The sequence below is a fragment of the Thioalkalivibrio versutus genome, from assembly GCF_001020955.1.
Classification (GTDB): Bacteria; Pseudomonadota; Gammaproteobacteria; order Ectothiorhodospirales; family Ectothiorhodospiraceae; genus Thioalkalivibrio; species Thioalkalivibrio versutus.
The window spans coordinates 2279063-2304692 of the sequence record NZ_CP011367.1; the positions used below are offsets into that span (position 1 = coordinate 2279063).

Annotated in this window: 25 protein-coding genes; 1 reads left to right on the forward strand and 24 read right to left on the reverse strand. The window is 64.1% G+C overall.

The features are described from left to right. Positions 1 to 175: 175 nt before the first annotated feature. Genes TVD_RS10530 through TVD_RS10540 form a run of 3 tightly spaced genes read right to left on the reverse strand, consistent with a single transcriptional unit; the run spans position 176 to position 4787 of the window. A complete protein-coding gene (locus TVD_RS10530) occupies positions 176 to 1378 on the reverse strand; it encodes an acetoin utilization protein AcuC (RefSeq protein ID WP_047251570.1) in 1203 nt (400 codons plus the stop codon). Continuing rightward, positions 1375 to 3930, reverse strand: a complete 2556-nt coding sequence (locus tag TVD_RS10535; protein ID WP_047251571.1) for a nitric oxide reductase activation protein NorD — start codon at positions 3928 to 3930, stop codon at positions 1375 to 1377. Before TVD_RS10535 ends, TVD_RS10530 begins: the two co-directional genes overlap by 4 nt. Beyond that, positions 3927 to 4787: a CbbQ/NirQ/NorQ/GpvN family protein gene (locus TVD_RS10540; RefSeq protein ID WP_018168425.1), complete on the reverse strand. Its 861-nt coding sequence runs from the start codon at positions 4785 to 4787 to the stop codon at positions 3927 to 3929. Before TVD_RS10540 ends, TVD_RS10535 begins: the two co-directional genes overlap by 4 nt. Positions 4788 to 5038: 251 nt before the next feature. Between TVD_RS10540 and TVD_RS10545 the strand changes: the two genes are divergently transcribed. Continuing rightward, positions 5039 to 5356, forward strand: a complete 318-nt coding sequence (locus TVD_RS10545) for a hypothetical protein (RefSeq protein ID WP_018143988.1) — start codon at positions 5039 to 5041, stop codon at positions 5354 to 5356. 578 nt (positions 5357 to 5934) lie between these two features. On the opposite strand, the gene TVD_RS10550 is transcribed toward TVD_RS10545, so the two are convergent. The 21 genes from TVD_RS10550 to TVD_RS10650 form a co-directional block, all read right to left on the reverse strand. Beyond that, positions 5935 to 6804 (reverse strand): glycine betaine ABC transporter substrate-binding protein, encoded by an 870-nt coding sequence (locus TVD_RS10550; protein WP_018649748.1) that lies wholly within the window; start codon positions 6802 to 6804, stop codon positions 5935 to 5937. Positions 6805 to 6854: 50 nt separating this feature from the next. Further along, complete coding sequence (locus TVD_RS10555) at positions 6855 to 7697, reverse strand: ABC transporter permease (RefSeq protein ID WP_047251572.1); 843 nt, start codon at positions 7695 to 7697, stop codon at positions 6855 to 6857. Position 7698: 1 nt separating this feature from the next. Next, the gene (gene proV / locus TVD_RS10560) at positions 7699 to 8904 is read right to left on the reverse strand and encodes a glycine betaine/L-proline ABC transporter ATP-binding protein ProV (RefSeq protein ID WP_047251573.1); all 1206 of its coding nucleotides are present in this window, start codon (positions 8902 to 8904) and stop codon (positions 7699 to 7701) included. Positions 8905 to 8957: 53 nt separating this feature from the next. After that, on the reverse strand, positions 8958 to 9341 hold the full coding sequence (locus tag TVD_RS10565) for a hypothetical protein (protein ID WP_047251574.1): 384 nt from the start codon (positions 9339 to 9341) through the stop codon (positions 8958 to 8960). Positions 9342 to 9380: 39 nt separating this feature from the next. Further along, positions 9381 to 10424, reverse strand: coding sequence for a lipoate--protein ligase family protein (locus tag TVD_RS10570; RefSeq protein WP_018143993.1), 1044 nt, complete (start codon positions 10422 to 10424; stop codon positions 9381 to 9383). 3 nt (positions 10425 to 10427) lie between these two features. Beyond that, the gene (locus TVD_RS10575; protein WP_018143994.1) at positions 10428 to 10856 is read right to left on the reverse strand and encodes a hypothetical protein; all 429 of its coding nucleotides are present in this window, start codon (positions 10854 to 10856) and stop codon (positions 10428 to 10430) included. A 154-nt stretch (positions 10857 to 11010) separates the two neighbouring features. Beyond that, complete coding sequence (locus tag TVD_RS10580) at positions 11011 to 11967, reverse strand: hypothetical protein (RefSeq protein WP_047251575.1); 957 nt, start codon at positions 11965 to 11967, stop codon at positions 11011 to 11013. Between the two features lie 204 nt (positions 11968 to 12171). Next, entirely contained in the window at positions 12172 to 13416 is a 1245-nt protein-coding gene (locus TVD_RS10585; RefSeq protein WP_047251576.1) for an OmpP1/FadL family transporter, read from the reverse strand. A gap of 284 nt (positions 13417 to 13700) precedes the next feature. Further along, complete coding sequence (locus TVD_RS10590; protein WP_018938853.1) at positions 13701 to 14873, reverse strand: radical SAM protein; 1173 nt, start codon at positions 14871 to 14873, stop codon at positions 13701 to 13703. A 54-nt stretch (positions 14874 to 14927) separates the two neighbouring features. Further along, positions 14928 to 16010: a geranylgeranyl reductase family protein gene (locus TVD_RS10595; RefSeq protein ID WP_047251577.1), complete on the reverse strand. Its 1083-nt coding sequence runs from the start codon at positions 16008 to 16010 to the stop codon at positions 14928 to 14930. Between the two features lie 25 nt (positions 16011 to 16035). Next, positions 16036 to 17127 (reverse strand): lipoate--protein ligase family protein, encoded by a 1092-nt coding sequence (locus tag TVD_RS10600; RefSeq protein WP_047251578.1) that lies wholly within the window; start codon positions 17125 to 17127, stop codon positions 16036 to 16038. Then, positions 17120 to 18301, reverse strand: coding sequence for a radical SAM protein (locus TVD_RS10605; protein WP_047251579.1), 1182 nt, complete (start codon positions 18299 to 18301; stop codon positions 17120 to 17122). Before TVD_RS10605 ends, TVD_RS10600 begins: the two co-directional genes overlap by 8 nt. A 105-nt stretch (positions 18302 to 18406) precedes the next feature. Further along, a complete protein-coding gene (locus TVD_RS10610; protein WP_018144001.1) occupies positions 18407 to 18805 on the reverse strand; it encodes a glycine cleavage system protein H in 399 nt (132 codons plus the stop codon). A gap of 75 nt (positions 18806 to 18880) precedes the next feature. Then, positions 18881 to 19288, reverse strand: a complete 408-nt coding sequence (locus TVD_RS10615) for a DsrE family protein (protein WP_047251967.1) — start codon at positions 19286 to 19288, stop codon at positions 18881 to 18883. An 8-nt stretch (positions 19289 to 19296) separates the two neighbouring features. Further along, positions 19297 to 19743: a biotin/lipoyl attachment domain-containing protein gene (locus TVD_RS10620; RefSeq protein WP_018168416.1), complete on the reverse strand. Its 447-nt coding sequence runs from the start codon at positions 19741 to 19743 to the stop codon at positions 19297 to 19299. A gap of 111 nt (positions 19744 to 19854) precedes the next feature. Beyond that, positions 19855 to 20766 (reverse strand): CoB--CoM heterodisulfide reductase iron-sulfur subunit B family protein, encoded by a 912-nt coding sequence (locus TVD_RS10625; protein WP_018144004.1) that lies wholly within the window; start codon positions 20764 to 20766, stop codon positions 19855 to 19857. Then, complete coding sequence (locus tag TVD_RS10630) at positions 20759 to 21475, reverse strand: 4Fe-4S dicluster domain-containing protein (protein ID WP_018938848.1); 717 nt, start codon at positions 21473 to 21475, stop codon at positions 20759 to 20761. The genes TVD_RS10625 and TVD_RS10630 overlap by 8 nt, the downstream gene beginning before the upstream one ends. Positions 21476 to 21524: 49 nt before the next feature. Further along, complete coding sequence (locus TVD_RS10635) at positions 21525 to 22397, reverse strand: hypothetical protein (RefSeq protein WP_018951141.1); 873 nt, start codon at positions 22395 to 22397, stop codon at positions 21525 to 21527. Continuing rightward, on the reverse strand, positions 22336 to 23364 hold the full coding sequence (locus TVD_RS10640; RefSeq protein ID WP_018168414.1) for an FAD-dependent oxidoreductase: 1029 nt from the start codon (positions 23362 to 23364) through the stop codon (positions 22336 to 22338). Before TVD_RS10640 ends, TVD_RS10635 begins: the two co-directional genes overlap by 62 nt. A 23-nt stretch (positions 23365 to 23387) precedes the next feature. After that, positions 23388 to 24794: a heterodisulfide reductase-related iron-sulfur binding cluster gene (locus TVD_RS10645; protein WP_018168413.1), complete on the reverse strand. Its 1407-nt coding sequence runs from the start codon at positions 24792 to 24794 to the stop codon at positions 23388 to 23390. 43 nt (positions 24795 to 24837) lie between these two features. Beyond that, complete coding sequence (locus TVD_RS10650; protein WP_017941141.1) at positions 24838 to 25512, reverse strand: 4Fe-4S dicluster domain-containing protein; 675 nt, start codon at positions 25510 to 25512, stop codon at positions 24838 to 24840. Positions 25513 to 25630 lie beyond the last annotated feature (118 nt).

A 25630-nucleotide genomic window follows, 5' to 3' on the forward strand; every position in this document is an offset into this window, starting at 1 on the left:
TTCACCGCGAAGGGCCTCGTGTAAACCATACCGACATTTTTCGGGAAAACGGCCCGAAACCCCGTCGGAAAGCTTTACACCCGATGGGCGCCCCCAGGAGAGGCGAAGCCGCAATCTAGGCTTGGTATCGTCTGTGCCCGCAGTCACGGGCCGGTGATGGGTCAGCGTCTCTCCACTACCCGCGCAACAGCGGGTGTGTATGGAAAAGCCGCTCCAGGCGTTCCTCGAGTTCGGGACGCACGGGGCCGGAACGGTCGGCGTCCAGGCGGGAGACGAACAGGTTCGCGTACCACGCCTCTTCCTCGTCCATGTCCCAGTCGACCTCGCGCAGCAAGGCCTGCCCGGCCGCGGGGATCTCGGCGGGGAGTTCGCGACCGGTCAGCAGGGCCCAGACGCCGGTCCAGCAGCGGGCGAGCGCGAGGGGGTGATAGCCGCCACCGCCGAGGACCAGCAGCTTCGGCGTGCCATCCGCATGGCGCGGGCTGGTCTCGATCACGTCGTCGATGCAGGCGAGGAAACACTGGGTGGAGATGCCGAACTTGCCGAGCGGATCCGGCAGCAGGGCATCGGTGCCGGCCTGGACGACAATCACATCCGGCCGCCAGCGATCAAGCACCGCGCCCCAGACCCGGGTGAAGGCGGCGCGGAATTCGCTGTCGTTGGTCTCTTTCGGCAGCGGCACATTCACGGCGTTGCCGAGCGGACCCGTGTCCTCGATGCGGCCGCCCTCGAAGGGATAGCCGTATTCGGTATCCATGTGCAGGGAGACGGTGAGGACATCCGGGTCATCGATGAACGCGGCCTCGACGCCGTCGCCATGGTGGGCATCGATGTCGAGATAGAGCACACGCTGACCGGCCTGGCGCAGGCGCAGGATCGCGAGCGCGGGGTCGTTGAAGTAGCAGAAACCGCGCGCCTGGTCGGGGGCGGCGTGGTGCATGCCGCCGGCCGGGTTGAAGGCCATCTGCCCGCCCAGCACGACCTCGGCGCCCTGGATGGAACCGAAGGTGGCAGTGGCCGGGGTGGCGAAGAAGCCGGCGAAGAACGGGTTTTCGAAGTTGCCGATGTTGTGGCGGTCGCGGTAGCGCTGGAAGACCTTGCCCAGGGCTTCGGCGCGCTGCATCACCGAAACATACTCGCGGGTGTGGAACCACTCGAGCTCGGCCGGCTGCGCCTTGCGCGTCACGGCCATCTCCTCTGGGGTGATCGCGTCATAGGCCTCGATCAGGTCGATGGTCAGCGAGACGCGCGGGATCCCCAGTGGGTGATTGTCACCGTAGCTGTGCCCGCGATAACGCGGCGCATGCAGCAGGGTCGCGTGGCGTCGGGCCGGCGCGACGGTCGTCGCATGGTCGATGGCTTCGGGGGTGGCATTCACTGGCGCAGCCTCAGGTAGATCTCGGGCAGACGGCGCGGCAGCTCGTCCACGTGGTCGACGATGGTGTAGTGCCCGGGGCCGAAGATGGCCGGCAGGTACTCGGACCCGGATGGGTCGAGGGTGATGCAGAAGGGATGAATGCCGGCATCCACCGCCTCCTTCATCGCCATGCGGGTGTCCTCGTGCAGATAGCGCTGGTCACCGCCATCGTCGTAGTCGGCTGGGCGCCCATCGGTGAGGATCAGCAACAGGCGGCGCTGGCTGGAGTTGCGCTTGAACGCCTCCAGCGAGTGACGGATGCCCGCCCCCATGCGCGAGGCCAGGCGCCCGGACACCCCGGCGATGCGGGCGCGCACGGTGTCGTTCAAGTCCTCGTTGAAATCCTTCAACCAGTAGTAGTTGACCTGGTCACGCTGCTTGGAGGCAAAGCCGGCGAGCGCGTAGGGATCGCCGACCTTCTCGATCGCCTCGGCGAACAGCATCATCCCCTCGCGGATGCGGTCGACGATCTTGCCCTGCCCACTCGGGTGGCGCGCCATGATGGAGGTGGACATGTCCGCCAGCATCAGCACCGAGGTGTCGCGGTGCTGCACCGCGCGGCGGCGGTAGATGAAGGCCTTGGGCGAGAGCCCGGCCTTCTTGTCGGCGATGTAGTCGATCACCGCCTCGGTATCCAGCTCGTCGCCGTCCAGCTGTTTGCGCTGCGGCGCCAGGCGCATCGGGCGCTGCATCTCCAGGCCGCGGGTCAGACGCTTCAGGGTGCCCGCGTTCTCCGACAGGATGGTCGCCGCCAGCTCCGGGTTCTCGTCGTCCAGCACGCGCTCGTAGAGGTTCACCCAGTCGGAGATGTAGCGTTGTTCGCGGTAGTCCCACTCGGGATACGGGATGCCGTCCTTCCGTGGCGTGTAGGGTACGCCGCGCTTGGCCACCTGGGCCGGCTGCGGTATGCCGGTGCCGATGCGCCCGCCAGTACCGGAGGTCTCCTGCTGCGGGGTCTGGATATCCGCGTCCGGGTCCTTCTGCGCCTGTTCCGGGGCCTGCTGGGGTTGTTCTTCCTGTTTCTGGTGCTCGAGCTTGTGCTCGTCGTGCGCCTCGTGGTCGCGGAAGTCGGCCAGGCTGCCGTCGCGCTTGCGTTGTGGGTAGACCGGCAGCGACTGGTTCAGCGACAGCCCCGGCAGATAGGCCTCGGCACGCTCTTCGATCGTGATGTCCGGGAAGGAATCGTCGGCGAACAGTTCCTCGCCCACGGCCCACGCAGTGACGATATCGGCGTCCGGCTCCAGCATGCGCGCCAGGCGCGGGTCCTGGGCCTCACCGCGCAGCAGGGCCTCGTGGGCGCGCAGGGCGAAGTCGTAGTAGATGCCGGCCGCACCCTCCGGACGCTCGTGGGCGCGGGCGAGTTCCACCAGGCGCGACAGGAAGTTCGGGATGCGCGGGGCCAGGCGCGCGTTCACGCGCAGATCCTCGGCCAGGTCAAACAGCACCTGGAAGCTGAACATGCGCGCCTCGAACTGAGCGAACAACGGGCGCCAGGTGATGCGCGACTTATCGTCCAGCGGCGGATGCTCGGCGCCGGCGCGCTCGAACATGCGCTCGACGTCGGACTGCGCGTAGGTATCAAAGGCGAGATGCGCGGCCGCGTGCTGGGTGGCGACGATCGCCTCCTCGCGGGAGTCCATCACGGCCGGCATGAACAGGCGGCGCCCGTCGGTCTCGAGCATCGGGCGGCCCTCGCCCGGCTTCCAGCTGGAGTCGGCCAGCGGGATGTCGGCATCCAGCCAGGCCATCAGCACCAGGCGCAGGAAGCGCCCGTTCATCCGCGGGCGGAAGCCCGGCAGCGCCTCCAGCAGGAGCTTCAGACTCTCGTCGCTCTCCAGGCGGAAATAGGCCTCGCCGCGCGAACGCCCGGCCTTCAGCAAGTCCGCCCCGCGCCGCGCCCAGGAGAGCAGGCCCGCGTCGCCGACCAGGTTGCGGGCGATCGGGGCGCCCTCGAGGTAGGCGTCCAGGGTCAGGCCACGCTCGTCGAACAGCTTTTCGGCCGGCTCGATCAGGGCGCGCAGGCCCTCGATGCCGCGCCCGCCCGAGAGCTTGTCGAATGGGGCCTCGAAATAGGCACGGGCATCCGGCAGGCTACGTGCGCACCAGCGCAGGCCGATCTCGGCCCACTCGCGCTCGCCGGCCTCGCCCCACTCCGCGTACACCCGGTCGGCCTGCGCCATGAAGCCTTCCAGGGCGTAATTGGAGTTCACCCACTCCTGAAAGCGCGCAGCCTGCTCCAGCCACAGCTCCACCGTCTGCATGTGCTCGGCAAGTCGGGCCGAGTGGCGCATGAAGCTCTTGCCGGCCTCGCGGTCATGGAAGAACAGGTCGCGCGCGGTCTCGATCCAGCGCCGCGCGATGGTCGCCCCGAACGGACGGATCGCCGGCAGGGCCTCCTTCGTATCGCGGTGCGCGACGAAGCTGATGTCCTCCAGGTGCTGGAGGATCTCCTCGATCTCGACGAGTTCTTCCGCTTCCGGTTTCGCGCCGCCTTGAGTCGCGGGGTCACTCACGCCGCTTCGGACTCGGGGAAGTGGGCGTCGAAGATCTCCTCCAGTGCCTGGATCAGCTCGGGGTCATCGGTGATCGGGGCGATCATCGCGGCGCGGCAGGCGACACGCGGGCTCAAGCCCGCCTGCATCAGTTCGCCGGCGTAGGCCAGCGCACGGGTGGAGGTGGCCTCTTCCAGGCCGTGGTCCTTCAGCGCGCGCGCCTTGCGCCCGGCGGCGACCAGCTTCTCCACGCGATCGGCATCCAGGCCACCGGATTCCTTGGCGACGATCTCGCGCTCGACGTCCTCCTCCGGGTAGTCGAAGTGGATACCGACGAAGCGCTGCTTGGTGGAGGGCTTCAGGTCCTTCAATACGGTCTGATAGCCCGGGTTGTAGGAGATCACCAGCATGAAGTCTTCGTGCGCATCGATGATCTGCGACTTCTTGTCCAGCGGGAGCTGGCGGCGGTGGTCAGTCAGCGGGTGGATCACCACGGTGGTGTCGGTGCGCGCCTCGACGATTTCGTCGAGGTAGCAGATCGCACCCTCCTTGACCGAGCGCGTCAGCGGGCCGTCCTGCCAGACGGTTTCCTCGCCCTCCAGCAGGAAGCGGCCGACCAGGTCGGAACTGGTCAGGTCCTCGTGGCAGGACACCGTCACCAGCGGCTGGCCCAGGACGTGGGCGATGTGCTCCAGGAAGCGGGTCTTGCCGCAACCGGTCGGCCCCTTGAGCATCACCGGCAGGCGCTTCGAGTAGGCCGCCTTGAAGATCTCGATCTCGTCGCGCTGGGGCTTGTAGAACGGGGCGTCGCCCGCGTCCCCCGGTTTCTCGATGACGTCGCGTTCCACACCGCGGATGCGGTTGATCAGGTTCTTCATGGGATCTCCGATGTCGACCGCGCGGTCGGGACTGACCGCGGGGCCGGGACTGGTGTATGCGCGGGGGCGGCGTTACCCTGCTGCGCGTTGGGCGGGCCGCCAATCGTGTTCCCGCAGGCTTTGTTGTATCATTCTCTGTTTCTATTCTATCGAACCTGCGCACTTGCATGAACCAAACGCCCCACGGCTGCGGGGTTGGTCTTGCGGATGCGCCCGTCACTCGGATTCAGCGCTTCAATAGAGGACCCGGTATGAAACTTGTCAAGCTCGTCAAGCTGAACAACCTGCAGTACAACCCGAACCGCGACCCGAACTTCTACCGTCGTCCGGTCAACGAGGAATTCCGGCTGCAGGCCGTGCTGAACGGCTCCGGCAGCGCCCAGTGCTCGTTCTCCGTGGAAGGCGAGACCCTGTGCGAGGGCAGCGTGTCCCTGCCGGGCACCTTCGACTGCAAGTTCAGCTACGACACCGCCGGCACCCGCATTGGCGACCTGGTGATCGAGGGCAATGGCGAGACCTTCCACGAGAAGGTCCGCATCGACGTGCTGGAACACGCCTGGATCGGCTGATCCAGTCCGGCTAGCGCGGCCCCGCTCCATCGGGGACGGCAACAGCGAAAGGCCCCGCGGCAACCTGCCCGGGGCCTTTCGCGTTTCGGGTCCAGCCACAACCGTCCCTTGCCATCTCCTGCCACACGCCCCCGTCATCCCCGGCCGCACGCCCCTCGTCATCCCCGGCCAAATACCCCCTCGTTATCCCCGGCCTCATACCCCCTCGTCATCCCGGCCGCATACCCCCTCGTCATCCCGGCCGCAGCGAAGCGGAGAGCCGGGATCTCCCGGGCGAGCCCCCGGACGTCCGGGTGATCTCCAGCAGTGGCGATCCCGGATAACCGCTGCGCGGTTTCCGGGATGCCGAGGGAGGGGCGTCTTCATGGTGATCGGAGAATGCCGACAAGGTGTTCCGAATGACCCGTCGCCCGCCCCCTAATCGCGCTTCTGCGAACTGTTTGTGTCCTCCGCGGTGCAACCGCCTTGGCCCTTCTTCGTATCTTCGTGCGCTTCGTGGTTAACAATGGAGTCGGGGCCCCAGACGAAGAAAGCCCCGCCGGAGCGGGGCTTTCGGGCATGGCCATGGCCTGCGGTGATCAGTCGATCACGCCGGTCACCCAGTACTGCACGTACTTCGGATTGTCCTCGATAAAGCGATCCACGGCCTCCGCGTAGGAGTTTTCCTGGGCGTAGAACATCGCGTCTTCCAGGACCTCGAGATCCAGGTGCATACGCGAGATCATCATCGCCACGTCGTGGTACTCCTCGGCGAAGCCTTCACGCGCCAGGGCATGGATCCGTTCGAAGCTGCCCAGGGCCCCTTCCGGGTCTTCGAGGTAACGCAGATCATGGGCGCCGAATTTCCAGTGCGGGCTCCAGCCGGTCACCACGATCCACTCGTCACGACGGATGGCGCGTTCCAGCGCGGAGGTCATGCCCGCCCCGGAGGAGATCTGCAGGTTGTAGCCATCCAGGCCGTAGGTCTCCATGGCCTCTTCCGACAGCCGCGTCAGGCCAGCGCCCGGGTCGATCCCGGTGATGCGGCCATTCAGCTTGTCCCGCACGGAGTCCTTCTTCAGGTCCTCGATGGAACCGAGCTCGTCCTCGGGGATATAGTCCGGCACCACCCAGCCAAGGCGGGCGTTGCCGTACAGCGGCCCCAGGTTCACCACGTCCTGGCCCACGCGTTCCATGTAGTCGGCGTGGGTCCCTGGCAGCCAGGCCATCAGCATCATGTCGATGTCGCCGGAGGCCAGGCCCTGGTATTGCGGGGCGATATCGGTCTGAATCAGATCGACCGAGTAGCCCATCTCGTCCTCGATGACGCGTTCGGCCAGCCGGGTCACGAACTCGGCGTCGGACCACGCGGTCCAGCCAATCTGGATATCGTCGGCCTGGACCGTGGAGAGCCCCATGGAGGCGGCCAGCACGCCGCCCAGCAGGGTTGAAGTCAGTGTCTTGTTCATCGTGCTACTCCTTCCTTCGAGTGAAACGGATAGCGCGACGCGAGGGCCGGTCAACGGCTCGCCTTGCGCCGCAGTCCTACGCTCTGAGTGATCCGGTCGAGCAGGATGGCGAGGATCACGACCCCCAGGCCGCCCTCGAACCCCAGCCCGACATCGAGCCGCTGGATACCGGTGAGCACGGTGTTGCCAAGCCCGCCGGCACCGATCATCGACGCGATCACCACCATGGAGAGCGCCAGCATGATGGTCTGGTTGATGCCGGCCATGATCGACGGCATCGCCAGAGGCAACTGAATCTTGGTCAGGAGTTGGCGCCGATTGCAACCGAAGGCCAGCCCGGCCTCGATCTGCTCGCGATTCACCTGCCGGATGCCGAGATTGGTCAGACGCACCACCGGCGGCATGCAGAACACCACCGTGGCGATCGCGCCGGGCACCGTGCCCAGCCCGAAGAAGATTGCGGCGGGGATCAGGTAGACGAAGGGCGGCATGGTCTGCATCAGATCCAGCACCGGGCGGATGGAGGCCTCGAGCCAGTCGCTGCGCGCCATCGCGACCCCGACCGGCATACCGATCGCCAGTGCCACGGCGGTGGCCGCCAGCACCAGCGACAACGTCTTGATGGTGGGCTCCCACAGGTCCATCCCGAGGATCAGGCCCAGCGCCACGATGGCGAAGATGCCGAAGCGCCAGCTGACCCGCCACCAGCTAAGCCCCACCAGCACCAGCACCAGCAGCCAGGCGGGGATCGCGAGCAACGCCCCCTCGAAGGAATTGGTCAGCAGCCCCAGGAACCAGGCAATACCGTCCAGCGCCGGCTCCAGGTTATCGAGGATCCAGTCGACTCCGCTCTCGATCCAGTCGCCCACCGGGATATTGATGCGCCCCTCCATGTCAGTAATCTCCGTTCGCGGCGGCCGCGTTGCGGCTGCGGTCCAGGGCCTCGACCAGGCGCTGCAGGGTTACCAGGCCGCGGAACCGGCCCTCGCCATCCACCACCGGGATGGATACCGGGCTCTGCGCAGCACGCCGCGGCAGGTCGGCCAGCGCCGTATCCTCGGGGACCGGCTCCACCTCCACCGCGACCTCGCTGGCGGCGCGATCCAGGGTAAGCTCGCCCAGACGCTTGGCCTGGACGACGGACTGGAAGCGCCCGCCGGCATCGACGATCACGGCCTCGTTACCCGGCACGTGGGCAATGCGGTTGCGCGCCTCACCGGCCGTGGTATCGGCATCCAGTACCGGGATGTTCTCGCTGTCCATGATGTCGCAGGCCTGGAATACCTGGGTGATGTCCACGCCGTGGAAGAACGAGCGCACGTATTCGTTGGCCGGGTGCGTGATAATTTCCTTCGGCGTACCGACCTGCACTACCTCGCCCCCCTGCATGATGGCGATGCGATCCCCGATCCGGATCGCCTCGTCGAGATCGTGGGAGATGAACACGACCGTACGTCGGTGCTCGCGCTGCAGGTCCAGCAGGCGGTCCTGCATCTCGGTGCGGATCAACGGATCCAGCGCCGAGAAGGCCTCGTCCATCAGCATGATCGAGGGGTCGGTGGCCAGCGCACGGGCCAGGCCCACGCGCTGCTGCATCCCGCCGGAAAGTTCATCCGGATAACTGCGGGCATGGGCCTTGAGACCCACCTGGTCCAGCGCCTCCTGGGCGCGTTCACGGCGCCGGGTGCGGCCGACCCCGGCGATCTCCAGACCCAGCGCGGCGTTGTCGATCACGGTCTTGTGCGGCATCAGGGCGAAAGACTGGAACACCATCGCCAGATCCTCGCTGCGCAACCGGATCAGATCGCGCTGGCTCATACGAGTGACGTCACGCCCACGGACCTCCACGGTGCCGGCAGTGGGCTCGATCAGGCGGTTAAGCAGGCGCACCAGGGTGGACTTGCCCGATCCGGACAGCCCCATCACCACGAAGATCTCGCCCTCGGCGATATCGAGGTTGCAGTCCTTCACGCCCACCGTATTGCCGGTGCGCTCGAAGATGGTGTCCTTGTCCAGGCCGTCCTCGATCAGGCGCAGGCCTTCCTGCGGGTTCGGCCCGAAGACCTTGTACAGCCCGCGCACCCGGATGATGGGTTCCATGCCACGATCTCCCTGTAACGCTGCGTCCGACCCTCGGGCCGGACCGGGGCCCGTTACCAGTCGTACTGGCGAATGAACTCGGGAAGCTTGTCGATCATTTCGTCGCGCCCGAAGAAACGATCGGCGCGGGCCAGGCGCATCTCGTCCTGGATGTCCTGATCCCCGCCGAAGCAGAATACCGGAAGATTGATCTGGTATTCCATGCGCAGCATCCGGATCACGTCCAGCGGGTCGAAGGCCTCGATCTCGTCCAGATCCAGCAGCAGGAAGCGATACAGCAGGATCTCGTTCCACGGACCGAGCTCATCCAGGTCGGTCACACGGTGTAACTGCCAGCCCTGCGGCAGGTGGGCCTGCATGCGCTCGGTCAAGCCGTCATCCTGCGTCATCAGGATGACGCGTTTCTCCAGGCGGCGTTCGATCGTCGGTTCGGACATAGGGCATCTCCGGCGTTCGTGGGTAACGAAATGGGCGGGTCAGGCCGCCGCGATTCCGCGATAGAGCCCGTCGATGCGGGCACTGATCTCGTCGACCATGCGGGCGTCGAGCTGGCCGTTCAGGCGCGAGCGCACGCGCAAGCGCTCCGGGGACTCGCCAATCAGGTGCTCCTCGAGGATGGCGGTGGTCGCCGGGTCCTCGCACCAGACCCGTGCGATGTGCGAGCCCTCGACGTGCAGGCGCAGGCGCCCACAGGCCCCGCGGGTCTCGAACACGTGGTTGTCGCGGTTCACCCGAATCCCGTCGCGCACCGCAGGCGACCCCTGCCCGTCGGCCAGATCCTCGAGCTCCTCGCGCCCGGCCGCCAGCCACTGTTCGATGGTGTCTTGGTCCGGCTCGATCACCCGCACCGGCACGCCGAAACGGCGCTCCAGGACCGCGCGCAGGGCGGCCTCGACCTGCGCGGGCTCGGGCGGCTCCGGGCACTGACGGGCGCAATCCGTCATGCCGGTCTCCAGCGCCGGGCGCAGCCAGTCGCGGTAGCCCTCGCTAGGGGCATGGACACAGGCGAGAAAACGCTCGACCGGGAAGTGCCGCAGGAAGCTGGCCCCGAACACGCAGCCCTCGTCGAGCGTGGCCGCGCCGGTGCCCATGATCTTGCGCCCCTGGACCCAGACATCCTGACCCCGCGCCTCCACGCCCTCCAGCCCAAGCTCGCGCAGGACATCCATCGCAATGCCCAGGCCCATCGCGAACAAGTGGCGATGCCCCCGAGCGAGGACATGACGCGGCTGGATCAGGAAGAAACAGGCCTGATCGGCATCCACCCAGACCGAGCCACCGCCCAGCGGGCGCCGCACCACCGGGACGCCCTGCTCCGCACAGGCCGCAAGGTCCAGATCGGACGCAGCATCCTGGCTGGCGCCGACCGAAATATGTGGCTCGCGGGCGTGCGTCCAGAGTACGCGCGGGGGGGCGTCCGGCGAGGTCATGCTCGCCAGCCCCGCATACAGCGCGTGGAGTTCCTCGGCGGAGCGAGCCCCGGCGTCGATCCACTCCGGGGTCACCGTCGATGCGACCAAATGTCAGCCCTCGGTCTTGTCCTGGCCGGCAGCGGGATCGTCCGCCTTGTCCTCCTGGCCGGGCTGGTAGAAGTAACGGAAATAGAAGTCACTGCGTGAGAGATCCTCGTACAGCTTGGCACGCTCCTCGACCCCACTGCGCATGATCTCGACCATGGCCATGGCCTGCTCGCCATCGATGATATGGATGCCGCCGGACAGTTCCTGGTCGGTGTCGAGAAAGTGCGCGGCCAGCTCTTCCGGCTCCTGGATGTAGACCAGGAAGGACTTGCACTCGGCATCCTCCAGATCCAGCGGCTGCATCACGATCTTTCCGAGCCAGGCCAGGCGCGCGACCTGGTTGAACTGATGGATATCGAGCTTCTTGCCCTTCTTGTACTTGTTGAGTTCGTTGCGGATCTCGCCAATATTGGCGATCTTCATCGATTTCATGGATGTACATCCTGCCGCGAGTGTTGCGGGAGCATAAAACAACTGCGTGCCCGGGCCGTAAAAAAACCCCGGCAGACCGGGGTTCTTGAGTGGGGTACGCGGGAATTCCGCCACCCCTTGCGCCGTTCCTTGGCGCGAACGGATTATAGCGGGGTTACCACTCGAATCCGCTATCTTCCTGCTCCTGGTAGCCGGCGACCGCCTTCAGGGTCTCCTCCAGCGCGCCGGGCGAGCTGCGCAGACGCATGAAGCTGTTGTCCCCCAGCATCCGCAGATCCGGGAAATGCAGCGCCTTGCGGAAGCGCATGTGCAGCGCCTCCACCTCGCCCCCGCGGACCATGATCTCCAGCGGCACGGTCGCGGTATGGCGGAACTCGCCCACATCCACGATGCCGAGCTGGTGCAGGTCGGCCGAGTCCTGGTCGGCCCCGTCGGCCTCGCGCACGGCCACGCCGATCACGGTGACGTCCTGCCCCGGGATGTCCACCCGGTAGACCTCGCTGACCCCGGCGACCCGGGATGCGAGATTGCCATCCAGCTCGCTCAGCGCCGCCCGCCGGGAGCCATGACTGGCCAGCTCGTACGGGGCATCAAAGCGCTCCATGCCAAAGGTATAACGATAGCGGCCGAGATCACGTTCGCTCAGTCCGCCTTCGGAACCGTACTCGCGTTCGGCACCCAGGGTGCTGGACAGGCGGTTGGCGACACTCGTCACCGGACGATCCAGGCGATAGGCGTGACGGAAGTACTCCAGGTTGTTGTAGCTCACCTGCAGCTCGCCATCGACCGCGGTTACGGCCACGCGGATCGGGGCGATATAGCCGCCCCGCGCCTCCGAGCCGGCGACGGACAGCAGATCATCGTGGGTGACCACGACTACGTGTCGGTCATTACTGACGGGGTATTCGCCCAGGAACCGGAAATCGGCCCCCTCCAGGCGTTCCCGCACACTGGCAGCCTCGCCGGAGACATCGGTCCCCGATTCGGTGTAGGCCAGTACAAACGGGCGATAGGGTTCGGCCGCCACGGTCTGGCTCGCCGCGAACAGCGCAACCGCCGCGACCATGCCGACCGCACGGACGCTCCCGCGCAAGGCGTGGATTGCTCGCATGGCATCCTCCTTTGAATTCACTAATAGGTTCGAGCGGAATGCTCGACAGGAAGAAGGGCCCGGAACGCACCCCCAGTGCGTCACGAACCTCGGGGTCGCCCGCCCTCCCTGGCGGCTCCGGCCTTCCCCTCAAGGCCAGGCGCCCCTCCCGGGCGCACAACACCGAAGCCCGCAGCGGTCAGGCGACCGCCCCGGGCCTCCCGATCAGAACCGGTACGCGTACCCGATCTCGAGCTCGTACTGCTTCATCTCAATCTTCGCAGTGGTCCCTTGCTCATCAATGAAACCGGTGACGCTATTGGAAGGCGCGTACATGGCCGCGAAGCTCAGTTCATGCTGCGAACCAAAGCTCTTGGTGAAGCCGGCCGTGAAATGATCTTCCATCACACCCGGCGCCAGGATGTTGAACGCAACATCTCGGGACCGAATCGGATTCTGACCACGATTGTAGCCAACACGCCAGGTCCAGTCATTGCCGGTTTCAAACTGCGCACCCAGCTTGATGATGTTGATATCACGCCAGCCAAAACCTGGACCGTTCGGCGAACCCAACTGGGTCTGATTGGTACTGGGGTTGGAGATCGCATCGACGTCGGAGTAATTGATCCGAACGTAGTCGGCGCTAAGCGTCACGGCAGGCGTGACCTCCGCTGAGATACCGAGACCATAGGTAGACGGGATGTCGAAGCTTCCGCCATCCGCGAACAAACCGCTGTAGTCATCAAAATCACTGTTTCGGATCTTGGACCGATAACTACCACCCAGGGTGACGCCATCGGCGACTTCTGCCTGGAAACCAATTTGCGCCCCATAGCCCCAGGTACTGTCAGTGCCATTATCGCTGACTCGAGTCTCATCGACCGAGGCCACAGGATTCTTGAAGTCCTCCAGCCCCTTTGCCTCAAAACGCTGGTAGCTAATGATCGGGCTGAAACCGACGCTTACCCGACCATCGGCAAACTTCTGCGCATACGTGGGAATGATAGCGATCTGTTCCAGGTTGACGCCCGTGCTAGTGGCTTGGCCCGTTTCATCGAAAAGCGGGGCCGCGTAGTCTGTATTTAGGCCCCCATTCCCCATCAGAGCAATGCCCCAGGAGCGGTTCTCGTCAATCTTTTGCACATAGCCGAGCGACGGGATGAAAAAATTCTTACTATCCGAATCCACTTTCATCGAACCCATCTGGCTATCTATAGTCACCGAACGTTCGGGACGGAAGTAGGCCAGAGAACCGTCGATGCGCGTTTCCATGCCGGCAATGCCGGCCGGGTTGATCGCGGGTGCGTAGGAATCCTGGGAGATCGCCATGCCGACGCCCCCCATGCCCTTGGCCTTGGTGCCGTAGCCGTGGGCGAAGTAGCCGTTGGTGGCGTGCGCGACGCCGGCGGAGCCCATGGCCAGGCCGACCGCGATCGTCACCAAGCTGCGGCGAATGATGCGTGCTTCCATTTTGTATCTCCTTTGGTGGTCTTCTTGTTGTGTTGTGCAAACACCCCGGTTCCGCGCGGCCCCCTTGTATCGCCGCCGGTCCGGTCTTGGTGGTGTTCCCACGGCCCGCGTCCCGGTGACCGACCGTGGCGCGAGTTTTTCGGCAGGTGTGTTCAAGGGCACTCGAACGAATGGCCTTGATAACCCTGCTCGAAACCTGAATATTCAAAAAGTCTTATTGATCCCCTGACGTGCGAAAGCCCCGGGGGTTCCGGGGCTTTCGCTGGATACTACCACTATCGATTTCAGGCTGTCTTCTCGTCTTCCGCCTCGTCGGCGTCGAAGTCGAAGGTGCCGACATCCTCCCCGGCCATCTGCCGCTGGACGAAGCCGACATCGGTCGAGTTCAGCGCAAACGGGAAGGACAGGATGTCCGTCGGGCTGGAATCGCCATACGGGCGGTTGCAGGCCGAGACCTCCTCGTCCGACTTGCCGGGGCAGCCGGAGGTCTGGAACGGCTTGCCGGAGGCAATCAGTTCTTCCACCTCGGCCTGCGGCAGACCGAAGTCCACGACCTGACCGTCGGCATTGAACTTCATGTCGTCGATGCGGCCACCGGCGTAGTCGATGACGAAGCGACCCAGCTGCACGCGGCGCCACTGGTCACGCGGGACCGGGTTCCAGTCTTCCATCAGCGAGCCCTCTTCCGGGAAGAAGGCAAACATGTGGTTGTGGCCGCCCAGGTCACGGATGCGCTGGCAGACCTGCAGGATCTCTTCCTCGGTCTCGCCCATGCCGCAGATCAGGTGCGCGCCAAATTTCTCCGGCCCGAAGATCTCGGCGGCCCACTCGATGGACTGCCAGTACTTGTCCCAGCTATGCGGGCTCTCGACCGCCTTGCCGCGGGTGCGCTCGAAGATCTCCGGGGTCACCGCGTCCAGTGCGACGGTGAAGATGTCCGCACCCTTGTCGCGCAGGAGCTGGAGGTCTTCATAGCTCATGGTGGTCGGGTTGGACAGGATCGACACCGGGATATGGTTGACCTCGGCGACCCAGCGCTCCAGCAGCTCGACGGTGTCGGCATCGGAATTCGGGTGCGTGATCATGGAGATGCACATGCGCTCGAACTGGCCGCCGTCGGCGTGGTTCTTCACGCGTTCGATCACCTCGTCGTACTTGGCGGTGGGCCAGTCGACGCGGATGAAGTTGCGGTCGGCGTAATCCCGCGATTCCTCGCGGTGGCGGGCCAGGCCGCAGTAGGAACAGTTGGCACGACACCCTTCCGGGTACGTGACCAGGAGATTCAGGCAGTGCGTGCAGGACGTGCGATGCATGGTGCCCGGCACCAGGCCCAGCGTGATCGCGGCCGCGGTGGACATCTGCACGTACTCCGGCGAACGCATGTCCGGCGTCTTGATGTGATAGTCGGGCCGATAAAAGTTGATCGGCGCGACCATCTCCTCTGCACTTGCACTCATGGAATTCCTCCAGCGTTGTCTCGGGGATGTCAGGCATCCGTCGACCGGGGCCGATTACGCGGCCCGGTCACCATCGTTGAAATACTCGGAAAATGCAATCCATCCGCGGCGCTGAGTGGCATCTTCCTGCGCCCGCGGGGTTCGCCAGTGTTCGTTGAGGAAGGCGCGCCGCTCACAGGCGCGATCGAGCGCCGGCCCGTACTGGTCGCGCATGTCCTCGTCGTAGTCGGCCAGGGCCTCGGCGTCGCCTTCCAGGTGGCCGATCGCGGCCTCGCCGGCGGCCTCGCCCGAAACCACCGCGGCGGCAATACCGGCACCGGTAATCGGGTGCGTCAGGCCACCCGCGTCGCCGACGAACAGCACGTCTCCCGCGATCAGCGAGTCGCGCAGGCCGCCGACCGGGATCGCCCCGCCGGTGCGGTAGCGGATCTCCTCGCCCAGCAGACCCTGATCGACCAGCTGGGCATGCAGGGACTCCAGCGGCGCCTTGAGATCACCGGCAATGCGCTTGTCCGCGCCCAGGCCAAGATTGGCCCATTGGCCCTTGGGGAACAGCCAGGCGTAGCCGCCAGGGTAATCATCGGACAGCCAGACATCGGTGGCGGTGTAGGGCTTGTTCAGCGGCACAGTGTACTGGCGGGTCTGCACCGTCGGCAGGGCCGGCAGGCCCAGTGATTCGGCGACCGGCGAATGCGGCCCATCGGCCGCGATCAGCACGCGGTAGCCGATCTCGTGTTCGGCACCGGCGTGTTTCACCCGGGCGGTATGACGTTCCGCGTCCACCGCCACCAGCGGAGTCGAGGTCACCAGCTGCGCCCCGTTCGCCTCGGCGGCACGGATGATGGCGCGATCAAACTCGCCGCGATCCACCATCAGGCCCGGGAAGTCGGAATGTTCCACCGCGCCGGAGGGCAGGAAGCTCTGCATCGCGTCGATCCGCTGCAGCAACACGCCGTCGGGCTGCGCGTACGCGCCCATCGGGTTGGGGATGAACTCGGCGCATTGCACCGGCTCGCCGAAGGCCTTGTTACGCTCGACCGCAAGCACCGACAACCCGGCCTCGGCACACACACGCGCGGCCGAGGCCCCGCCCGGGCCCAGACCAACGACCAGCACATCCACCGCGGCGGGCAGCATTAGCGAAAACCTCGCGTTCCGTTCATCATTCCGCGACCGCTTCGACCTCGGCCTGCGCCAGCGCAGACTGGATCGCGGCGATGAAGTCATCCGCGCTCAGCTGGAGCATCTCGACGTCGCGCTCGGCGAAGAAGGCGCGCACGCGCTCCTCCATCTCCGCCTGCGGCGTATCCCGCAGGGCCGCCTCGAGATCGGCGATCGTGCGGGCCGGCTTCACAAAGACATCCCCGGTAATCCACAGCTGCTTCAGACGCTTGCGCTCCGGGTCCAGCGCCACGCCCACCCGCATCAGCCCGCCATCGGACTTGGAGATGCTCTCGAACATCGGGGCATCGGTCGCCGGACGGTTGCGCTGATACACCCACTCTTCGGTATCAATGTCGGCCAGCGCCTCGTCGAAGGCGCGGCGTTCTTCCGGGAGCAGGTCGGCGGCTTCGGTGCGCACCCCGAACTCCTCGGCGAAGGCGCGCGCAATGGCCTCCTTGACCACATCCAGTGCGGGCATCTCGTCGAGCAGCGTGGCGAGGTTCACCACCCGGTCGCGGGCGGACTCGATGGCCTTGTTGGAAAGCTTCTCCGCCGGGATGCGCAGGATGCGCAGCATGTCCTCGACATCGAACTCGATCAGCAACGTGCCCTGGTACATGATCGAATCGCCGTCAAAGGCGCCGCCGGTACCGGAGATCTTGCGACCATCCACTTCGATATCGTTGCGCGGGCGGAACTGCGCGTCCACGCCCAGCGAACGCATGCCGGCCGCCGCGGCGTTACAGATGCGCGCGGCAATCTGCCCCATGTCGGCCGAACCGAGAAAGCGTTTGTCCAGATACAATTCCCAACCGAGCTGGGTGGCATCGAAATAGATCGCACCACCGCCGGTGATGCGGCGCTGGATGGCGATGCCGTTCTCCTGGCAGTACTCGGTGTTGATCTCCTGGTCCACGTTCTGGTGGAACCCCACCAGGGCACAGGGCTGGAACTGCAAAAAGCGCAGGGTATGCGGCGATGCGCCTTCCTGATGACATTCCAGCAGGGCGCGGTTGAACGCCATGTTCTCGGCGGCCGGGCGCAGCCCGGTGTCGAGGATGCGCAGGGTCGTCTGGTCACGCTCAGGCATGACATCCACCTCCGGCTGCAACCTCGCCCCCCTCGGTGACGATGCGAATACCGCCCAGGCCCTGGCGCGCCTTGCGCTCCTGCTCGCGACGGCGGGCTTCCTCGGCCACGATGGTGTCCAGGTCCAGTTCGACGCCACTGGCGGCGCCGGCGTCTTCGGCCATCACCTCGTCCCCGACAGCGATCGAGCAACAGGCCGGAGTCACGCGCACCTTCTTGCCCAGGCGCGCGGCGAGTTCCACCACCCCTTCCGCCGGGTGAGCGATCCCGGACAGGCCCGCCATCACGGCGTAGCTGTCGATCTGGCTCTTGGCCTCGCCCGGCGGACGGGCGCAGCCCAGCAGCAGCGAGGTATCACCCAAGCGCGCGCGGGCGTCGTGGAAGAAGCGGCCCACCGCATGCACGTCCGGGGTCTCGAACGGGCGACTGGCCGGCGCGTAGAACGGCATGACCACCACCAGCACCACGGCATCCGGCAGGTGGCGCGTCAGCATCTCGAGCGCATTCCACTCGCCCAGCAGCTTGCCGTAGTGCAGGCCGATCACGATATGCGGGACCACCTTCATGTTGGTGTTCACCAGGCTCTCGAGCGTGCGCTCGAAGTCGTCCACGCTGCGCCGCAGGTGATAGACCTGCGTGATGGTGTCCTGGGCACCGATGACGTCCATCATCGCCGCATCGATTCCCGCCTGTTCCATGGACAGCGCAATGTCGTCGTCCACCAGTGCGGTATGCATGGCAATGCGGAATTCGGGGAACTCGTCCTTGATGCGCCGGATGGTGGAGTAATACGGGTCGTATTCCACCTCGTTGCGATGATTCGAGCCACCGGTCAGGAGCATGCCCTGGGCGCCGGACTCGATCACGCCATTCACCTGGCGCCAGAGATCCTCCGGGGTGCGGACGGGGATCATCGGGTCCAGGATCTTGGCCTTGCAGTGATCACAGGCCAGCTTGCAATCGCCACCGGTGATGGACATCGCAGGCCACGCACTCTTGCCACAATCGGCCAGCTCGCTGGACTGGTAGGACTTGAAGGTCGGGGTATAAAAATGCACCGAACCCGGATCCCCGGCGTGTTGCAGGCTATGCTGGAGGTCATCAACCAGCAACGGATCGACGGGGACGTCCTCGAGGGGCTCTACCCGCTGGATTACATCGTTCCAGCTTGTCATCGGCGGTCTCCGGGTCGGCGCATTTCTTGAAGGTTTTACTCGGGTATTACCGAAAAAAAGAGGCCGCCAACCGCAACGGGTCAGCGGCCCGGACCGGATCGGGGCTTAGCAGCCGCCGAAACCGTCCGCTTCCATCTTGGCTTCGAAGGCCGCATGGGCGTCGGAACCGGTCTTCAGATCGCCGATTTCGCCATCCCAGTCTTCCGGCTTCAGCTTGATCAGCCAGCCTTCGCCGTAGGGATCTTCGTTGATCAGGCCCGGGTTACCCGCAACCTTGTCGTTGGTCTCGGTGACTTCACCGGTGACCGGGGTCTTGGCCGGACCCACCCACTTGCCGGATTCGACGGTGGTGCAGGACTTGTCCTTCTTGACCGTCTTGCCGACCTTCTTCGGGGTGTAGGACACAATCGTGCCCGCCAGCGAACAGGCGTAGGACGTCAGACCGACGGTGGCGGTACCGTCGCTTTCCTTGCGCACCCAAACGTTGTTTTCAACGTTGTACATCAGATCTTCCGGAATATCACAACCCCGAACTGCACCCATGTCTTCCTCCAGGAATATTCAAATAAAGCGGGAAAATTAAAACGTTATCGTTTTATCACTGCGTAGTATCAGGTCGGCTAACTCGCTCGCCCGATTCACTTCATCGACATCGTCGATGAGATCCGAAGACGCGTCGATTCTATACCCCGGCAGAGCGGGCTGGCAAACGTGCAAGCGCACGCCTGCGCGTTTTGCGTCCTGGATAAAGTCCTTGATCAACTTGCCGTCTTCCATGGCCCGCAGATCATCCGCTACACCCTGCTCCATCAGGCGCACGCCCTCCATGGTGAAGAAGATGTGCACGTGCACATCCATCGAGGCCATGACCGCGCCGAGATAGAACGGCGTGGCGCAACGGCCGGGCGTCGACGGGCCCGAGGTCATGATGATCACGACCGTCTGCTCGTCGTTGTCCAGGTAATAATCGTCGTCGATATCAGCCATGGTCCCGCTCACCGCAGCTTGCGCTGGCACTGGATGTCATCGTCCTTGGCCCGCTTGCAGTAGCCTTCCTCGGCCTTGTCCCCGGTCAGGAACACCTCCAGCGCGGCCTCGATCCCGTTGGTGGGCTCGACTCGGGCAATCCAGGCATTGTAGGGATCTGAATTCAGCAGCACCGGGTTCTCCAGCACTTCCTCGTTCCCCTCCACAATCTTGCAGTCGATGAAGTTGGGGATCGGACCCGCCCACTTTCCACTTTCGATCGTGGCAACCGGCTTGCCCGGCGGTCGCCGCGTACCCGGCCGCCGCACCCGCACGTGGATGATCTTGCCCGCAATCGTCTGCGACAGGTCGGTCATCCCCACGGTCAGGGTGTCGTCGTCCTCGCGACGAAGCCAGATCTGGAATTCGTCGTCGTAGAACAGTTCAGGGTGAAACTCGCAGCCGTTGCAATCCATGTTTCGCCTCATTCCCGGGACCGCGGGGACCCGTGCCTCCACAAAAAAACGGGCGCCAGGCGCCCGTCTTCCAAACTCATCGATGGGCCATGCCGGGCATGGGTCCAGGGATCAAATGACCCCTTTCTCCTTCAGCAGGCCAATCGAGTCACTCACGTTCTCGTGAATGCCCAGTTTCCGCGCGGACAGGCCCATGGCCAGACCCAGCAACTGGGTGAAGTACAGCACCTTCACATCGGTCTTGATGCCGAACTCGGTCTCGGCACGAACCTGGTGCATCTCCAGACCGGAGTGACAGGTCGGGCACTCGGTGGCGATCACTTCCGCACCGGAGTCTTCCGCCGACTGCAGCAGGTTCAGCACCAGCTGGGTCGAGGTATCGGAATCGGACAACGTGTGCGCACCACCACAGCAGGACGTCTTCAACGGATATTCGACGTTCACGGCACCCGCGGCGCCCAGAAGGTCATCCATGAAGTGCGGCTGATAGCTGGAGTCGGAGCCCGGGCCATTGTCCTTCTCCGGGAAGATCTGCCGCGGACGGGTGTACATGCAGCCGTAGTAGTTCGCGACCTTGATGCCGTTCAGGCTCTTGGTCATCTTCTGCTTGATGCCTTCCGGGCCGAGTTCTTCCATCAGCCACTCGAGCAGGTGCAGGGTACGAACGTCGCCGCTGTAGACCGGATCATCCGACTGACGCGCAAGATCCTGCACGGTGTTCATCGCGTCTTCCGACGTGGCGGTTTCGAACTCGGCTTTCTTCAGGTTGTGATAGCAGCCGTTGCAGGGGGCCATCACGGTGTCCATGCCCATCTGCTCGGAGGCGATCGCCATGTTCCGTGCGGACAGGTAGGTCTGCAGCATGGGGTGAACGTTCTTCACCTCCATGGCGCCACAGCAGTTCCAGTCGCGCAGGTTCTCCATCTCGAGCCCCAGCGCCTTCACCAGCACGCGGGTGGAGCGATCGTACGGCCCACCGGAGCCCTCTAGTGCGCAACCCGGATAGTAAGCAACCTTAGCCATGAGCGGCCTCCTTCTGTTCGCGCACGTAACTCTTCAGCACGTCCCCGGTCTTGCCCCAGGACTTGGTGCGCGGCGTATGAATCGTGTTGAAGCCCATCGCCATCAGGTGCTTCACCGGGAGGTGCTTCATCATGCGGAAGACGAACACCTTCAGCCATTCCTGCAGAAGCGGCTGGCCGGTCTTCTTGAAGAAGTTCTGCATCACCTTGCCGTCTTCGATGCGGCCGGTCTTGTAGATCTGGTCGGCGAACTCTTCATCGAAGATGCTGGACGGGGTCTTTTCGGTGATCCCTTCCTCTTCCATCCAGTGCGCCAGCGCCTTCATCACGCCTTCCGGCTTCACGTCCTTCGGGCAGATGTTCGTGCATTTGTTGCAAGAAACGCACTGCCAGATGATGTCCTTGTCCTTGACCAGCTCTTCCTTCATGCCAAGCCGGGTCAGGTAGATCCAGTAGCGCGGATTGAACTGCACATTCTGCGCGTACATCGTGCAGGAGTTGGTGCAGGACCCGCACTGCCAGCAGCGGTGCACGTTCTCCGCACCCGTGTAGGTCTGGATCTTCGCCTCGAAATCGTCGTCGTAATCGCGAACCGTGCGCGGGGCAATCATGGTGTTCCAGTGACCGGAAACATCCACCCCGTCGACCACCAGCTCGTCGTGCTGCTGGAGTCGTTCGTCCTCGATCAGTGCTTTTTCATGTATTGCCATGACGTCTCTCCGAAAACCTGTCTTGCCAGGCTCAAGTTCGTTCCGTTATTCAATGCAGCGACGCATCGGTTCCTTTCAGGCGACCTTCCGGGGAATCGATCCCCAGCATCTTCACCGCCAGCTCGAGCGGATCCTGCTTGCCACCAAACTGGTTGTCGATCATCCCTAAACTCATCGACAGCGATCGGGCGTAGTCCGAATAGGCCTGGACCCAGACCAGATCCGTTACAAACGGCAGGTCACGGTAAAAGCCCTCTTCCGCCAGCGCCTCGTAAAACCAGCGCCGCGCCCCTTCGATCGCACCGACTGACTCCCCGATCGGGATTGACCGAAGCGTGTCGTTGGCGCGAATGAACTCACGCAACGACCCCGTCGTGGTCGACGTATCCCAGACCCAGCGGCAAGCCAGTGGCACAGCCTCGGGATCTGCAAAATGCAGGATCTCGGCACCGAAGTCCCAGATCGCCCGGCGCAGCTTCTTGTCATCCGCCGCCAGGTCCGCGAATGCGGCCAGGCGTTCGTTGACATCCACATCCGGGTGGACCAGGGCACGTACCCCGTCCACCAGGGCCCCTTGCCGTTCCGCCATCAGGGTGACCAGCTTCCGGCGAACCGAAAAGACCAGCCCCCCAAGGGCCCGAACATCCTCTGCATCGATCTCGTCGCCCTTGGCCACGATCGCCGCAAAGACTTCGTGCTTCGAACGCAAGGCCTCGATGAACGTCTCCAACCCATCGACCCCGCCCGCTTCGGCGATGGCCCCTTTCAGGGTGGAGAGCTTGGACGCGAGGATCTCCTTGTCAAAGGTAACCTCAAGCGGCTCCGGGGCGAGCCCCGAAGCCGCCTCGTCGCTGACGACCTCAGCCGGCTTTCTGAACCAGCGCATGCAGATCCGCAACCGCGCGGCCACCGGCGGCGGCACCCTGGGCGATCGAGTCGTCGATCGTCTCGGGACCGTAGGCCGCACCGCAGGAGTAGATTCCCTTGCGGGTGGTGCCACAGGTGTTGGTGTACTGCTCGGCCTTCTCGATGAAGCCGTGCTTCTCGAGGCCGATACCGAACACCTGGGAAAGCTCGGGGTTATCGGCGTTCGGATCCATGCCAATGGCATGCACGACAATATCGAACGGGATGATGATCGGGCGCTTTACCAGGGTATCTTCACCCTTGACCAGCAGGCGACCGTCGCCCGAGGCCGTCACTTCCGCGATACGGGCCTTGACGAACTTGGTTTTGAACTCTTCCTGGGACTTCCAGTAGAACTTGTCTTCGTACAGGCCGAAGGTCCGGATGTCCATGTAGTAGATGAACACGTCGGTTTCCGGCGAGATCTCCTTGATCTCCATCGCCAGGTTGGCGGAGACGGTGCAGCAGATCTTGGAGCACCATTCGCGACCGATCTGACGGTCACGGGAGCCCACGCACAGCAGGATGCAGACACGCTCCGGCACACGGCCGTCGGACGGGCAGGCGATCTTGCCACTGCCCACCATCTGTTCCATCTGGGTGGTGGTCAGCACGTCTTCATACGTGCCAAAGCCCCACTCCGGCTTGTTGATGGAGTCAAAATGGGTGAAGCCGGTTGCCAGGACCACGGCGCCCGCCTGGACGGATTCGCCGTTGGTCAGCGTGGCGGTGAAGTTACCCGCCTCGCCTTCCAGCTTCTCGACCTTGGCGCTCTTGTGCACGGTCGAGTTGGCGTCGTCTTCCACGCGCTTGACCATGCGACCAATGGCGTCCTTGGCCCACTCGCCGGAAGGCACCAGCTTGGCGTAACCCGACAGGATCGGGGCGCCGCCGAGGACGTCTTCCTTCTCGACCACCACGGCCTTGTAGCCGGCCGAGTTGACATTGGCGGCAGCGGCCAGACCGGCCGGCCCACCACCCACTACTAGAACGGTATCTTGCTGCATCAGACCTTGCCCCCGTAAGCGAGTTCAGGATTGTAGAGGTATTCGATATTGCCGGCTTCGACTTCCTTCAGGTATTCCTGGAAGGTCTTCTTGGCCTCGGACCAGGACATGCCCATCTTCTCGACCAGGTCCTCGCAGGGCGACGCGTGCCACTGCAGCTGGACGATCTTGAACGGGTCCGCACCGCAGGCCAGGGCCGCGAACTGGACTTCCGCCATGATCGGGATCTGGAAGTTCTGGTTATGTGCCTTGCCGATCCACTGGTTCTTGTCCATGGTCGTGACACAGCCGGTATCGTTGGCCAGCATCACGTCGGCGTTGGCTTCCTCGCGGGCCACGCGGATCTTGCGATCCATCGTGAACGAGCGAGTGAATTCGCGCTCGGAGATGATGTGGCGGAAGCCGAAGCCGCAGCAGTCGTACCACGTGGAGTAGTCGATCACCTGCGCACCCAGAGCCTGGGCGGTGGAGGTGATGATCGCGGTACGGTTGCCGCCCAGCACGGTCGGATCGTACACCGCGTCCTCGTGGACCATCTTGTAGTAATGGCAGGCCACGTGGGCGGTGGTGCGGATGTGGGAGACGTCGATGGTCTGCAGCTCGGAAGCGATACGGTTACGCATCACGTGCACCCACTCGGAGTAGTGGATGATCTCTTCCGGGATGACCAGCTTGCCGTCGACCAGGCGACCCAGCTTGCCGAGGATCTTGGTGACCTTCTCGCGCAGCTCGGCGGACTCGATCAGGTACTTGCGGATCTCCTTGTAGTTACCGAAGGAGGTGCCGCAATGCACCAGCGGGAAGAAATGACCCAGCTCGTGGCCGTGCTGCTTGCCGGAGACATAGGCTTGGTGGAAGTTGCGCAGGAACACGGCAGCGAGCGATTCGACGTTCCCGATACCGGAGCCGTGGTAGTTCCACGCGGTGCAGGAGGTCTGGTCGGTTTCGTCGAGGTAGTCCTTGCCCGGCTCGAAGTCGAACTTGTTCATGAACCACAGCAGCGAGGTCGGGTAGCCAGGGATGTTCCCGCACTGCCCACAGGACTTGTGGTGCCAAAGCTGCTTGGTCGGGATCTTCTTATCCCAGCCGAACAGGGTCTTCACCGACATCGGCTCGTGTTCATCGTTGATGCGATGAATGATGATCTGGCCGTCCTTCTCGAGCTCGTACATGTGCTCGCGGACGTCGTCCATGCGGTCGCCAAGGTCGACGGTGCGGCGGTCGACGTGCTTGCGCACCCAGTCGGTGGCCTTGACTGCGTCTTCCTTCGACAGATCGGTCGACTGGAAGAACGAACCGTGACCGGCGATGCCCTGCCCGTCGGTGTTGTGGGAACCGGGCTTCATCGTGCCGGCGCCAGCGCCTTCACCATTCTGGTTGTGATTGCCTGGGGTCTGTTCACTCATAACGCTTCTCCTGATGTCTTGGATGCGGGAATCGGTGGACGACTTACTCGTCGTCTTCCTCTTCCTGCTCCTCGAGCCAGTCTTCGTAGTCCTCGCGCTTCTCGTCGATGAAGTCTTCGATCACGTCGAAGAGATTCTCGTCCATCAGCTCGAGGGACTTCAGGACTCCGGTCATTTCCCAGATGGTGTACATCTCCACCGAGGTCTTCAGGGACACTTCCCAGGCGGTCTCGACCGTCTGCAGCGTCTTCACCGGAATCGCCTTGCGCAGGATGCGCAGATCACCTTCCACCTTCTGGATGTTGGGGCCCCAGTCAGGGAAGTGATCGGGCTGGATCATATCGGGAGACAGCTGGTTCCCCGTGGTGATCAGCTTGAGCATGACGCGGCCGAACGGACGAAGCACGTCCTTGGCGGACTGCATCTCGTGCTTGATGGCCACTTCGCGCATGATCGCGACCAGGCCACCGGGGGAGTTCTTGAACGGGCAGCGCGCCGCACAGGTCATGCACTGGGCGCAGGCCCAGATCTTTTCCTGCATCGCGTCGTAGATCTGCTCGACGTTCTCGGTCCAGAGCAGCTGCACGATCTCGCGCGGCGAGTAATCGTAGAACTGGGCGGACGGACACGTGGCCGTGCAGATGCCGCAGTTCAGGCAGCCGTTAAGCTCGTGGTCGTAGCGAAAATCTCCACGAATATCGTCGAAGATTTGCTGCATCTCAGCGTATGTCGCCATATCTCACACCTCTTCGCTTTAGGCGATGCAGGTTTCTTGTGAACCTTGCGCAGCCAGCCTAGACCTCGTCCAGGCACCAATCCAGTTACCGCATGGCAAC

What these genes read in the sequence shown, in the direction of transcription:
- TVD_RS10540 (WP_018168425.1), bottom strand. Translation starts at nt 4,787, where the DNA reads ATGAAGAACCTGATCAACCGCATCCGCGGTGTGGAACGCGACGTCATC.
- TVD_RS10545 (WP_018143988.1), top strand. Translation starts at nt 5,039, where the DNA reads ATGAAACTTGTCAAGCTCGTCAAGCTGAACAACCTGCAGTACAACCCG.
- TVD_RS10550 (WP_018649748.1), bottom strand. Translation starts at nt 6,804, where the DNA reads ATGAACAAGACACTGACTTCAACCCTGCTGGGCGGCGTGCTGGCCGCC.
- TVD_RS10555 (WP_047251572.1), bottom strand. Translation starts at nt 7,697, where the DNA reads ATGGAGGGGCGCATCAATATCCCGGTGGGCGACTGGATCGAGAGCGGA.
- proV (WP_047251573.1), bottom strand. Translation starts at nt 8,904, where the DNA reads ATGGAACCCATCATCCGGGTGCGCGGGCTGTACAAGGTCTTCGGGCCG.
- TVD_RS10565 (WP_047251574.1), bottom strand. Translation starts at nt 9,341, where the DNA reads ATGTCCGAACCGACGATCGAACGCCGCCTGGAGAAACGCGTCATCCTG.
- TVD_RS10575 (WP_018143994.1), bottom strand. Translation starts at nt 10,856, where the DNA reads ATGAAATCGATGAAGATCGCCAATATTGGCGAGATCCGCAACGAACTC.
- TVD_RS10580 (WP_047251575.1), bottom strand. Translation starts at nt 11,967, where the DNA reads ATGCGAGCAATCCACGCCTTGCGCGGGAGCGTCCGTGCGGTCGGCATG.
- TVD_RS10585 (WP_047251576.1), bottom strand. Translation starts at nt 13,416, where the DNA reads ATGGAAGCACGCATCATTCGCCGCAGCTTGGTGACGATCGCGGTCGGC.
- TVD_RS10590 (WP_018938853.1), bottom strand. Translation starts at nt 14,873, where the DNA reads ATGAGTGCAAGTGCAGAGGAGATGGTCGCGCCGATCAACTTTTATCGG.
- TVD_RS10595 (WP_047251577.1), bottom strand. Translation starts at nt 16,010, where the DNA reads ATGCTGCCCGCCGCGGTGGATGTGCTGGTCGTTGGTCTGGGCCCGGGC.
- TVD_RS10600 (WP_047251578.1), bottom strand. Translation starts at nt 17,127, where the DNA reads ATGCCTGAGCGTGACCAGACGACCCTGCGCATCCTCGACACCGGGCTG.
- TVD_RS10605 (WP_047251579.1), bottom strand. Translation starts at nt 18,301, where the DNA reads ATGACAAGCTGGAACGATGTAATCCAGCGGGTAGAGCCCCTCGAGGAC.
- TVD_RS10610 (WP_018144001.1), bottom strand. Translation starts at nt 18,805, where the DNA reads ATGTACAACGTTGAAAACAACGTTTGGGTGCGCAAGGAAAGCGACGGT.
- TVD_RS10615 (WP_047251967.1), bottom strand. Translation starts at nt 19,288, where the DNA reads ATGGCTGATATCGACGACGATTATTACCTGGACAACGACGAGCAGACG.
- TVD_RS10620 (WP_018168416.1), bottom strand. Translation starts at nt 19,743, where the DNA reads ATGGATTGCAACGGCTGCGAGTTTCACCCTGAACTGTTCTACGACGAC.
- TVD_RS10625 (WP_018144004.1), bottom strand. Translation starts at nt 20,766, where the DNA reads ATGGCTAAGGTTGCTTACTATCCGGGTTGCGCACTAGAGGGCTCCGGT.
- TVD_RS10630 (WP_018938848.1), bottom strand. Translation starts at nt 21,475, where the DNA reads ATGGCAATACATGAAAAAGCACTGATCGAGGACGAACGACTCCAGCAG.
- TVD_RS10645 (WP_018168413.1), bottom strand. Translation starts at nt 24,794, where the DNA reads ATGAGTGAACAGACCCCAGGCAATCACAACCAGAATGGTGAAGGCGCT.
- TVD_RS10650 (WP_017941141.1), bottom strand. Translation starts at nt 25,512, where the DNA reads ATGCAGCAAATCTTCGACGATATTCGTGGAGATTTTCGCTACGACCAC.